We start from the raw sequence: 11815 nt of genomic DNA, 5'->3' as shown, positions 1-11815 counted from the left end.
CGGCCAGCCCCCCCGCCAGGGCATAGTAGGAGCCCTCGGCGAACACCAGGGATATGCCTTCCCCCTTCCCCCTCCGGAGGGTCCTCCAGAAGATGGCGGCCTCGTTCATGAGGAAGAGGAGGTAGCGGGAGAACTTGTTCCCCCCTTGATCGTACACCTTCTTGTCGAAGCTGCTCACCTCGATGGGCACCACCTCGAACCATTTGGACAGGAGATACAGCAGCTTGGGGGTGCGCTCGGTGTTGGCTGGATCTACTTTAGTGTACGGTATGAAAGCGACCTTGCGGCTCACGAGCATCCGCCCCCGTAGATGCTCAGCAGGCGGTCCACCGCCACTTCGAAATCGAAGTCCCGCAGCGCCAGCTGCCTGGCCCGATGCCCCATGGAATCGAGGCGGACGGGATCCTCCAGCAAGGACAGCAGGTCCTCGGCCATCGCCTTCGGCGCCGGCCGGATCATGGCGCCGGCCCCCTCGTCCACGATGTCGGTCTTGAGCCCCCGGCCGAAGGAGGTCGCCACGGGCACGCCGCATGATATGGCCTCGATGGCGGTGAACGGGAACAGGTCGACCCTGCTGGCGATGGCCAGAAGGTCGGCGCAGTTGTACAGGACGGGCATGTCCCGGCGGGCCAGGTGGGAGGTGTTGATCTCCACGTTGTCCTCCAGCCCCAGGGCGCGGACCATTTCCCGGAGCGCCCCCTCCTGCGGCCCGGCGCCCTTGATCACCAGGAGGGCGTCGGGATCCCAGTTCCTCAGGTGGGCCATGGCCTTCAGCAGGATGTCCATGCCCTTGTTGTCGTGGAAGCGGCCGATCGACAGCAGGACGTTACGGTCCTCGTCGATGCCGAAGCGCTGCCGGGACTCGTGCTTGTTCATCGGACGATATAACTGGGTGTCCACCCCGGAGTGCACCACCGGGGACATCTTGTGGTCCGGGAACCCCGTCTCCAGGAGGTGCCCGCGGGCCGACCGGGAGCGGGGGATCACTCCGCCGCAGTGCTCCGCCATGGTGCGCCCGAAGGCCCCGTAGAACCTCTTCTGGGCCCAGCCCAAAGGTCCGCGCATGTAGGTATCCAGCTCCTGCCACACGAACATGTTGGTCCCGGGGTCCCGGGTGGCCGTCCATGACAGCATGGTGCCCGGCTGGAACACCTCCCCGGACTGCACCACGTCCAGCTTCTGCTTCCTCAGCACCGGCGCCAGGGACGGGGTCAGGGGGGCGAGGGACGGGGGGAACAGCAACGGCAGCCGGGTGGGCAGGTACTCCACGTACGGCTGGGCAAGGTCGCTGCGCTCCTTGGGCCGGTAGGTGTCGGCGACGTAGATGGTGACCTCGTGCCCCCGGCGCGCCATCCTCCTCCCCAGCTCCACGATGTTGATGTCCCCGTCGGTGCCCGGGGTGAGGTTGGCGGTGCTGAGCACGCTACCGTCCGCCGCCACGTCAGCGGTCTTGGTTATCAGGTTCACCAGCCCGATCCTCATCGTTATCCCCTCGGTGCGGGCGGCGCGTACATCACCCAGTAGTTGCCGTTGTCATAGACCTTGTAGTTGGACGCGGCCTGGTCGGCATAATAGTCGTACATGTTACGTATGCCCCATTGCCGGTACCACAGCTCCGAGGTATCGTCGAACACGTACGTACCGGGCCCCAGGTTCGCGCTCAGGTTCCGCGGCGGCTCGGGGTACACCGTGGAATACTTTAGCCGCTGGTAGTCCTCCCCGGAGCTGCCCCAGACCTTGTACGGATAGTATCCCCCGACCACATAGGTGGGGGGAACGCCGTTGGCCAGGTACTCGGACACGGCCATGCTCTCGTCGCTGCTGGTGTACAAGCTCTCCTGGTAGAACAGGGTGCTGGCGACCAGGACCACCGCCACCGCCACCACCGCCGCGAGGGCGGGCCGGGCGATCCTCCGGCCCTTCCCCATCAGGATGGGGACGAAGATTATCGGGGCCACCAGCATGATGTAGAGAAGCCCCCGGTCGTACAGCTGCCCGTTGAAGAACAGCGTGTCCAGGGGGATGATGATGAGCGGGATGAAGAAAAGGGGCAGGATGTTCTTGGGGAGCCCCACGGCGGTGCTCTTCCGGCGGTTGTACCAGAAGACTATGAACGCTATCAGGGTCAGCAGGCCGAACAGGCCCACCGCGAGGGTGCGTATCTGCGGGTACAGGGTGCCCAGTATGTTGTCCGCAGAGGTCCGCATCACGATCTGGTCCTGCATCGTCTCCCCCATGTAGCCGAGGTACTGCACCCTCTCGGCGATGAACTTGGAGAGGTTGAGGGTGAACTCCCCGGCCCCGGTGATGTACCAGCCCAGGAAGATCAGGAGGAACGCCCCCACGGGCCAGGCCTTCTCCTTGCGCATGGGCCGGTCGCGGGCCATGAAGAAGCGGTGGAGCCGGACCATGACCTCTCTCAGGAACACCGCCCCCAGGACGAATATCATGGTGGTCGGGTGGGCCAGCACCAGGAACGAGAACAGGGCGACCGCGGTGAACTTCCAGGCCCTCCCCTCTCTTTCCAGGCACACGAATATGAGCAGGCCGATGGCCAGCCCTATGGACTGCGGTGAGAAGTTGAACTGCAGCCACACATTGACGAAGGCCACTATCAGGAAGGCCATGCGATAGTCGAGGCCGGGGACATAGGTCCGGGTGAACAGGTACATCGCGGCCAGGGTGAACGCGGCGACGAAGAGGGGCCACAGCTTCAGGAACAGCAGCTCGGGCGGGTTCCCCAGGAGGATGTACGACGCGGCCAGGGCGAAGAAGCCGGGGTAATTGTACGAGTATTCGAACGCGGCGGCCGAGGACACGAACCCGTTGCGGGCGATGTCCACCGCCGAGTAGTAGTGCATGTACGAGTCGAATATGGTAGGATACTTCTCGAAGAGGGCAGGCGCTCCCCACATGGCGACGAAGAGCATCAAGGTCTGCAGGAAGAACACCGTCTCCGAGCCCTGCCTCATCCCGATGAACATCCCCAGGGCCATGACCCCGATGCCGATCCAATACGGGAGAGGAAGAACGCCCCACAGCCCGAAAGGAGTGCCCACGGGGACGCTCTGGAACTCATGCCCTATCGAGGAGGCGATGCATATCGCAAGGCCGGTGAGCGACAGCAGGTAAAGGAACGCTGGTCGTATCCTATTATTGGCCTTCTTCAACTTTTGCCTCCCTGATAACCAGGTTCCTATGTTAACGGCCGGGTTATTAACCTATGCGAGAACGCGCCCATGCCTGGGATGTGAGAAGTTCGCAACGGGCACCGGCCATCTGGCCACAAGCGACGAGCGGCCGCGCCCCGGGCCGACGGCCCGATGCAACAATCCCAAGCATTATATCGCTCATTGCATTCGGTATCGCCATAGATAATACTGCATGGTGATCATTACGAAAGGAAGGACCCTGGTCGATCTTGGATTCGTTGCTGCGCTGTTGATATCCGTTGCCTTGGTGGGCGGTTACGCGCTGGGCGGTGGCTTCGACGATTGGGACACCGACGGCCGGGGCCTCCCCTGGAACAGCTCCCGGGACATTTCCGGGGACCCGCTCAGCCCTGGTCCCGACCAGCCCGATCGGTCGCCCGACGGCGATAGCACCGGTCCGGGCGTTCCCCCGAACCCTTCCAACGGAGGGCCGAATGCCCGGCCCGACAGCGGCGACGATCAGCAACCTGGCATCGTGGACGGTGACCAGACCGACGGGAAGGTCAAACTGGCCTTCGTGAACTATGCCTACAACGCGGTGGCCGGCAGCGCTGCCCCGTCCTATGACATCATGGCCTATGACACCGGCCGGTCCAACTACCAGGCGTACACCGGCGATCTCGTCCTCGAGGCGGAGATCACCCCGGCCGCCGGGAACGTCACGGCCCCCGCCCCCGTCGCCGGCAACGGGGGGCTCTACACCTTCAATGCGAACTTCGACCGGCCCGGCGAGTACACGCTCAAGGTGACCCCCTATGACGGGAGCGGCAACGTCATCGGCGACCCCGCCGAAGTGGCAGTGAACGTAGTGACCGCGCAGGGAGCGGTCACCGATATCGACAGCTCCGCCAGCCCCCAGGGCAACGGCACCTCATTCACTACCACCGTCAAGGTGCTGCAGATGGACGCCAAGAGGCAGTCGGTGCTGACGGTGAGCGAGATCGTGGTGAGCGTCAACGGCACCGAGCACGGGTCGAGGCTCAGCTATCCGAACACCGGGGTCACCGTGGGGAGCGTGACGATATCCAGCGCCGACGCCGCCCCCGGGGAGCAATACAACATAATAGTATACAGCGGCGATCGCGTCGTAGCGGCCGCGGCCGGCACCGTACCGCGCTGACCGGCGCCCGCTGCGGAGCTCGGCGGCTCCGTATTATATTTTTTATTTCCTATGATCGTCACCTTATCTCGTGGTCCCGGCCCATAGCTATCCTCCCTCGAGACCGCGCCGCTGGACATGTTCCGTGGGATGGGCTCACAAGAATTATCTTATTTAAGAAAGCTTTAAGTAACGGGCCCTACAAAGTACTCCCCCAGCCGTCAAACAAGGACACAACATTGGACTGTCAAAGTTAGCATTAGCCTTAGAGCTAGATAAGCAAGAGATCCGAGAAGGTCACAACAAGCAGTAGGGGTGGTTCGATCAGCGCAAGCTCTGTCAGGAGGAGGATTGGGAGTGGCCACTGAAAAGATAGTGGTCATCATCCCCGCTTTGAACGAGGAGATCAGCATAGGCCAGGTGATCGACGACGTTCCGAGGCGGGAGCTTCTGGAGAAAGGGTACGAGGTCCAGGTAGTGGTGGTGGATGGCAATTCCACCGACCGCACCAGGGATATCGCCCGGGAGAAAGGGGCCAGGATACTGGTCCAGAAGGGCAAGGGGAAGGGGGTGGGCGTGCGCGAGGCCATAGCCCTGTGCGACCCCAAGGAAGTGGTCCCCGAGGTCCTCTCGCTCCAGAGCGGGAGGTGCTACCACCTGGACAACCTGTCCGTCTTCCTGGACGCCAAATATGTCATCATGCTCGACGCCGACGGCACCTACCCACCGCGCCACATCATCGACTTCGTCAAGACCCTGGGGTCGGGCGCCGACGTGGTCATGGGCTCCAGGTTCCTCGGCGAGATCGCCGACGGGGCCATGACCGGGCTCAACCACTTCGGCAACATAGTCCTGAGCGATGTCGCCTCCCTGCTGTACCAGCACCAGTGCACCGACCTGTGCACGGGCATGTGGGGCTTCACCGCCCAGGCCCTTCGGACCCTCGAACTGGACTCCCGCCACTTCGAGCTGGAGGCGGAGCTGTTCGCCGAATCGCTGAAAAAGGGCCTCAAGGTGGAGGAGATCGCCATCACCTACCTGCCGAGGCGGGGGGAGACCAAGCTGGTCCCGCTGAAAGCGGGCTTCGCCATCTTCAGCAAGCTGCTGGAGAGGAGGTTCTGGAGCGCCGATGGCGAGTTCGACATGAGACTGGAGAAGAGCCGGGAGAAGGCCCCCGCCTCTACGACATCGCAGCGGACATAGCAAGGTGATCGGGTTTGCGCGTGGCCATGGTCACTCCCGAGTTCCTGAGCTGGGGCGGCGTCGGCAGCTACGTCATGCAGCTCTCCAAGAACCTGCCGTCCGACTATGAGGTGCACGTCCTCTGCCTCGGCGGCGAGGACGGCAGCGACAAGGACGTCGGCAACGTCCACGTCCACTCCCTGGGCACCGCCAAGGACACTTTCATGTACAATAACCAGTTCCAGCTGTCCCTGTGGCGGTCCTTCAGGGACCTCCAGGAGGCCCACGGCTTTGACCTGGTGCACGCCAACCACGCCCAGATGGCCGACATCATGCTCAAGCTGCTGGGAGAGGAGGTGCCGTCCGTTACCACGGTCCACAGCACCATCGGCTCGCAGCGGCAGGGCACCAAGATGTCCAGGCTTCCCCTGAACCAGCTGGAGAGATCGGAGAGGATGACCTTCTTCCTCCTCCCGTTCCTGAGGGCGGCGGAGCGGATGTACATGAACCGCTGCTCCTCGCTCATCTTCGTGTCCGAGTTCATCCGCGACTGGTGCGTGGAGAGGTTCGGGGTGGACTGTCCGTCCCAGGTCATCCACAACGGCATCGACACCGAGATGTTCTCGTCGAAGGACCTCGGCGAGTGCGGGGAGAGGTTTCCCGCGCTCCAGGGCAAGGAGAACATCGTCCTGTTCTCCGGCCGCATGATCGCCCTCAAGGGGATAGTGACCGCGATCCAGGCCCAGGCGATGCTGGACCCGGCGCTGAAGGCCCACTTCGTGTTCGCCGGCAACGGGGACACCGGCCAGTGGGAGCTGCTGGCGAGGAGCGCGGGGCTCCCGCCGGAGCGCTGCACCTTCCTCGGCTCGGTCAAGTACGAGGACATGCCCTACTTGTACCCCTTAGCCTCGGCGTTCATCCTGCCCTCCTACTCGGAGAGCTTTCCTCTTACCATACTCGAGGCCATGGCGTCCGGGGTGCCGGTGGTGGCGACCCAGGTGGGCGGGGTGCCGGAGATGATCACGCCGGGGAGGGACGGACTGCTGGTCCCTCCCAGGGATGCGCGCGCTCTTTCCGACGCCATAAGCACAGTTCTGTCCGACCCGCTGTTCGCAAGGCAGATGTGCCTCAGCGCCCGGACCAAGGTGCTCGAGGAGTTCAGCGCGGCGGTCATGGCTAAGCGCACCGCCGAAGTATATACGTCAACTGTGGAGGGATGGTCGTGAAGGTACTGCTGGTGAATCCGCCCCGGTTCGAGGGCGTGTCCGTGATACGTGAGGAAAGATGCGAGGTCACCGAGCGGTACTCGGTGCTGGAGCCGTACTCGCTGCTGCAGATCGGGGCGCTGCTCCGGGAGAGAGGGCACCAGGTCTCGCTGACAGACCTCAACGGGCGAGACCTCGGCTACCCAGCCCTCGAGCAGGCGGTGAGGTCGTTCCGCCCCGACGCGGTGCTGTTCCGCTTCACCCCCACCACCTTCGACTGGGACATCAAGACGGCCCAGATGGTCAAGGGCATCGACAAGTACGTGCGCACCGCGGGCATTTGCTGGACGCTGCGGACCCTGTCCCCCCTCGTAATGGAGCAGGTGCCGGAGATGGACGCGTACGTGCGAAGCGAGTGCGAGAGCGTCGCGCCGGCTCTGGTGGACGCGTGGGACCAGGACGCGGACCTGTCGGCGGTGCCGGGCATAACCTACCGGAACGACGGGGGATCCAAGATCAACGAGGACGCCAAGCCCATGAAGGATTACGATTCCCTGCCCATGCCCGCGTACGACCTGCTGCCGGACCTGGACCCTTACTTCGTCACCGCCCCGGCGGGGAAGCCGTTCACCATCCTCTATACCAGCAAGGGCTGCCCGTTCAAGTGCTCCTTCTGCACCGTCGCCGGCACCCCCTGGAAGATGCGGTCCGCGCCCGGGATAATGGACGAGCTGCGGTTCCTCAAGGAGCACTACGGGCTCAAGACCGCCTCGTTCTTCGACGAGACCTTCACGTTCAACCGCAAGAGGGTGGAGGAGCTGTGCCTTCTGATGAAGGAGGAGGACCTCCGCATCAAGTGGTACTGCAACACCCGCGCCCATCTGGTGGACCGCCAGCTGCTCGAGCAGATGCGCTCGGCAGGATGCCGGGGCATATCGTTCGGCATCGAGTCGGGAAGCCAGCGCATCCTGGACTCGGTGGAGAAGCACATCAGCGTCGATCAGGCGAAGTCGGCGGTGCAGGCGGCCCGCCAGGCCGGGATCAAGACGTTCTGCTCCTTCATACTAGGACTACCTGGCGAGGACTGGGACAGCGTTAATGAGACGCTGCGGTTCGTCAAGGAGACCCTCCCGACGTCGGCGCAGTTCAACGTGGCGGTGCCCTACCCCGGGACCAAGCTGTACGAGCAGATCCACGGGAACGTGGCCACCCTGGACCTGGACTTCCGCAAGATGTACCAGGACGATGCCATAGTAGGAACGGAGAAGCTGAGCCCCCAGGACCTGAACAGGGCGAGGGAGATGGCCTACCGCTCGCTGTACACCTCGGGCCGGTGGTGGAGGTCCAACATCGCGCACGTCCTGAAGGAGCCGGCCGACCTGGACCTCGCGGTCCGCTACGCCATGAAGATCGCCAACAACTACCTGCTCCATGGGATGAAGCACGCTCACTAGGCTGGTACGATGGAAACGAAGAAGATCGTGATGACCTCGACTTTCTATCCCCCCTTCCACCTTGGGGGGGACGCGGTGCACGTAAGGTACCTGTCCGAGGAGCTGGTGAGGAGGGGGCATGAGGTGCACGTGGTGCACAGCCTCGACGCGTACGACCTCAAGTCCAGGGGGAAGAGGCCCCGGGCGGAGAGGACGGACGTGATCACCCACCCGGTGGAGACGCCCATGGGATCAGCGGGGGCGGCCCTGTCGTTCCTGACAGGGCAGAACCGCGCGGCGGAGAGGGTGCTCCGCAAGGTGGTGTCGGAGGTGCGGCCGGACTGGGTCCACCACCACAACATATCGCTCCTGGGGCATGGCGTGCTGGACATCGGGAAGGCCCCCAAGCTGTACACCGCCCACGATCACTGGCTGGTGTGCCCTCGCAACGACATGATATACCTGGGGAAGGAAAGGTGCACCTCGCGGGACTGCACCGCCTGCTCCCTGCGCTCAGGACGTCCTCCTCAGTTCTGGAGGACCGAGGGGCTACGGGCCAGCGTCGATGCGCTGGGCGGGGCCATCGCCCCATCGCAGTACATGGCGGGAGTGCTGAAGAAGGACGTAGGCCTGGAGTCCACGGTCCTTCCGAACTTCGTCCCCCGGCCGCCCCGCGTTCATGGCGAGGACATCCCGCCGCACTTCATGTTCGCGGGGGTCCTGGAACCCCACAAGGGACTGGACCTCCTTCTGCGCGCTTACGTGCGCTCCGAGGCCGCGGCCGAGCTGCACGTGGCGGGGAAGGGCAGCCTGGGGCCGATGGTGGACGAGTACTCCCGCCGCACCGGCGGGAAGGTCAGGAACCTGGGCTTCCTGAGCAGGGACATGCTCATGCCGGAGGTCTCGTCGGCCCTCTGCCTGGCGTCGCCGTCCGCCTGCCTGGAGAACTCCCCGCTCTCCTGCATCGAGGCGCTGTCGCTGGGAACGCCGCTCCTGGTCTCGCCGAACGGCGGCCTGCCGGAGCTGGTGTCCGGCCCCTGTGGCCTCGTGGCCGACCTGGACGAGGACAGCCTGGCGTCCGCGCTCCGCATGTTCGAGGAGCAGGCGGAGCTGCGCTCATCGCTGTCCTTCAACGCCCTCCGGCGGTACGAGGACGTCCACACGCCCGAATTGTACATAGCTTCCTATCTTCAGCTGGCGGGGGCGTTGACCTGAAGGCCGCGACCATCAGCGCCCTCCGTCCCCAACGGGCGGGCCAGGCATTGGCTGGCGCTAATATCGATGATATGGGGAGAGGGCCGCTCGCCGCCCCCGCGGAAGGAGCGGGGTCCCTCACAAACATGATAAGCAACAAGAAGCAAAGGAGTAGCAACGGAGGAAAGAACATGCATGGTAGGGGAAGTATGGAATGCCGTTCACTGGGGGGTCGGCCTCCTTGTTGAAATGCAGGATCATAGACTCGACCGCGGACCTGCTGGTGCTTCAGCCGGAGTGGGAGGCACTGCGCAAGGAATGCAGGGGCTCGATCTTCATGTCGTTCGATTGGGCCATCGAGTGGCTGCGACACTTCGACAAGGTGGTGTCGCCGAGGATAATGCTGGTGGAGGACGGGGACGAGATCGTGGCCATCGCCCCGTTCGTGGTGATGGAGCACCGGGCCATGGGGCTCAAGATGAAGAAGCTCTCCCTGGTCGGCAACGGCGCGGGAGTGGCCGAACTATACGATCTCGGAATATTGTGGCGGGGGGACCGCGACGAGGTACTGGATGCCCTCGTGGAGGGCATGGGGGACCTGGACTGGAACGTGCTGCAGCTCAACGAGATGAGGGAGGACGAGATGTCCTCCGCCCTGCACCGGAGGGCAGGGGAGCTGTGGGAGACGGACGAGGCAGTAAGGATACCGTGCCCGTGCACCGAGCTGCCTGCCGGCGGGGACGTGTCGGAGGTGATATCGTCCCGCACCAGGAGGACCATAAGGAAGGCCATAAGCACCCTGGAGGCGGACAGCCGCATCGGGTACCGCTGCGTGGACCTTCCGGACGAGGCGGCCGAGGCCGCCGCCATGTACGCCCTCCAGCACGTGGAGCGGTGGGAGGACCGCCAGGGCAGCATCTTCACCAACCAGAACCTGTCCGGGTTCCTCAGGGACGTCATGATGGCCACGGTGCAGGAGGGACGGGGGATGATCTACGAGGTGTGGATCGACGGCTCCCTGGCGTCCCAGATGCTGTGCCTGGAGGACAGGGATGTCATGCGCGCCTACCGCGTGGGCATGACCAACCGCTTCTCGGAGTACTCCCCCGGGAACCTGGTGGCGTTCTACGCCATGACGGAGGCGCAGAAGGCCGGGTTCACCCACTTCGATTTCGGCGCCGGCCCGGAGGAGTTCAAGTACCGGCTGGGGGCCAAGGACCGCCCCCTGATGCGCATACAGGCCAAGAGGGGCGGGATGAGGGCCGCGGCCAAGCTGTCCTCGCTGCCGGGCGTGAAGCAGATCATCGACCGCTCGGGAGCGAGGGACCAGGCCCTGAGGGTCCTCTACGAGTGCGGGACCGCCCCCAACTCCAAGTGATCACCGCGGTTCGTAAGTGGACTGCACCAGCCCCGAGGGGAAGCTCCTGCTCTCTACCAGCCGGAGAATCCTCTCCCTCCCGTCCGGGAAGAACAGGGGGATGCCCTCCCCCAGTATCACCGGCACCACCGAGATGATATACCGGTCGATGAGCCCGGCGGAGAGGAAGGAGTCCACCAGCTCGGCGCCTCCCACCAGCCATATGTCAGAGCCATTCTCCGATCTCAGCCTCTCGGCGAACTCCTTGGCGGGGCCGCTGACGAACTCCACGTTGGCGTCGCGCCCTTTGCGGGCGGTGGAGAATACGTAGCCCTTCTTCCCCCCATAGGGATAGCCGCCCAGCTCCGGCAGCTGCTCGTAGGTGGTCCGGCCCATCACCACGGTGTCCACCGTGGCCAGGAACTCGGAGTAGCCGTAGTCCTGGTCGTCCAATGGGGGCAGCCAATCCACGCTGCCGTCCTTCCGCGCGATGTACCCGTCCAGGCTGGTGGCGATGTAAAGCACGATCTTCCTCGGCCCGCTCATCACCGGCCTCCTATCTCGATCACGGTCTTGATGTTGTCATGGGGCGGCGCCAGGGCCTTCTGGAACTCCTCCATCCGGACCCGTTGCGTTATGAGCGAAGGGAGCGCGCCGGGCCACTCCTCTTCCATCCTGCGCATGTCCTCGATGCCCTGCTCGAAATGCTCCTTCTTCGCGCTCACCGAACCGAACAGCATCTGCTCCTGGAGGACCATGTTCGAGAGCACCTTTCCCATCTCCTCGCAGATCGCTTGTTCCCGGTATATTCCCAGGAGGCACATGGCCCCGTTGCGGTCCAGCCTCTGCAGCGCGCTGACGGCGGGGCCGGCCGCCCCGGTGGCCTCGATGATGATGTCGAACCTCTCGTCCAGCTGGGATATCGGGACCTCCCTGGTGCTGATATAGCGGCCTCCCACGCGCTGCACCGCCTGGGCCTTGGGATTGTCCTTGTCCCCGGTGGCTATGGCGATGACCTCCAGGCCCCTCAGCCGGAGCACCATCGTCGTCAGCAGGCCGATGGCGCCGACCCCTACCACCAGGGCGTTCTTCGGTTCCCACCTCATGCGCCGCTGGACCCAGAACACCTCGTC

Annotated in this window: 10 protein-coding genes and 1 pseudogene; 6 read left to right on the top strand and 5 right to left on the bottom strand. The window is 64.1% G+C overall.

Going from position 1 to position 11815, the window contains the following annotated elements; all coding sequences use genetic code 11:
- The 3 genes from WYS_RS02500 to WYS_RS02490 all read right to left on the bottom strand — a co-directional run.
- Window positions 1–292: hypothetical protein (locus WYS_RS02500; RefSeq protein WP_147654497.1), on the bottom strand; the 292-nt coding region annotated here is incomplete at its 3' end.
- Entirely contained in the window at window positions 289–1482 is a 1194-nt protein-coding gene (locus WYS_RS02495; protein ID WP_019176577.1) for a glycosyltransferase family 4 protein, read from the bottom strand. The genes WYS_RS02500 and WYS_RS02495, both read right to left, overlap by 4 nt.
- A gap of 2 nt (window positions 1483–1484) precedes the next feature.
- Window positions 1485–3170, bottom strand: a complete 1686-nt coding sequence (locus WYS_RS02490; RefSeq protein ID WP_019176576.1) for a hypothetical protein — start codon at window positions 3168–3170, stop codon at window positions 1485–1487.
- A 214-nt stretch (window positions 3171–3384) separates the two neighbouring features.
- Here WYS_RS02490 and WYS_RS02485 point away from each other — a divergent pair, with 214 nt between their 5' ends.
- The 6 genes from WYS_RS02485 to WYS_RS02460 all read left to right on the top strand — a co-directional run bounded on the left by WYS_RS02485 (window position 3385) and on the right by WYS_RS02460 (window position 10703).
- On the top strand, window positions 3385–4332 hold the full coding sequence (locus WYS_RS02485) for a hypothetical protein (RefSeq protein ID WP_019176575.1): 948 nt from the start codon (window positions 3385–3387) through the stop codon (window positions 4330–4332).
- A 336-nt stretch (window positions 4333–4668) separates the two neighbouring features.
- On the top strand, window positions 4669–5514 hold the full coding sequence (locus tag WYS_RS14065) for a glycosyltransferase family 2 protein (protein ID WP_162137683.1): 846 nt from the start codon (window positions 4669–4671) through the stop codon (window positions 5512–5514).
- Between the two features lie 26 nt (window positions 5515–5540).
- Entirely contained in the window at window positions 5541–6719 is a 1179-nt protein-coding gene (locus WYS_RS02475) for a glycosyltransferase family 4 protein (RefSeq protein ID WP_026068729.1), read from the top strand.
- Window positions 6716–8152: a B12-binding domain-containing radical SAM protein gene (locus tag WYS_RS02470; protein ID WP_187120203.1), complete on the top strand. Its 1437-nt coding sequence runs from the start codon at window positions 6716–6718 to the stop codon at window positions 8150–8152. Before WYS_RS02475 ends, WYS_RS02470 begins: the two co-directional genes overlap by 4 nt.
- Before the next feature lie 9 nt (window positions 8153–8161).
- The gene (locus WYS_RS02465) at window positions 8162–9346 is read left to right on the top strand and encodes a glycosyltransferase (protein WP_019176571.1); all 1185 of its coding nucleotides are present in this window, start codon (window positions 8162–8164) and stop codon (window positions 9344–9346) included.
- A 193-nt stretch (window positions 9347–9539) separates the two neighbouring features.
- Complete coding sequence (locus tag WYS_RS02460; RefSeq protein WP_019176570.1) at window positions 9540–10703, top strand: GNAT family N-acetyltransferase; 1164 nt, start codon at window positions 9540–9542, stop codon at window positions 10701–10703.
- On the opposite strand, the gene WYS_RS02455 is transcribed toward WYS_RS02460, so the two are convergent.
- Together WYS_RS02455 and WYS_RS02450 are read right to left on the bottom strand one after the other, a co-directional pair.
- Window positions 10704–11228 carry a dihydrofolate reductase family protein gene (locus tag WYS_RS02455; protein ID WP_019176569.1) on the bottom strand — a complete coding sequence of 175 codons (525 nt, stop codon included), beginning with the start codon at window positions 11226–11228 and terminating at the stop codon, window positions 10704–10706.
- Window positions 11228–11815 (bottom strand): annotated as a pseudogene (locus tag WYS_RS02450) (glucose 1-dehydrogenase); the annotation flags it as partial. The gene WYS_RS02455 and the pseudogene WYS_RS02450, both read right to left, overlap by 1 nt.

The organism is Methanomassiliicoccus luminyensis B10, assembly GCF_000308215.1.
Lineage (GTDB): Archaea > Thermoplasmatota > Thermoplasmata > Methanomassiliicoccales > Methanomassiliicoccaceae > Methanomassiliicoccus > Methanomassiliicoccus luminyensis.
Note: the sequence above shows the minus strand (reverse complement) of the source record. Positions and strands in the feature narration are given on the sequence as shown.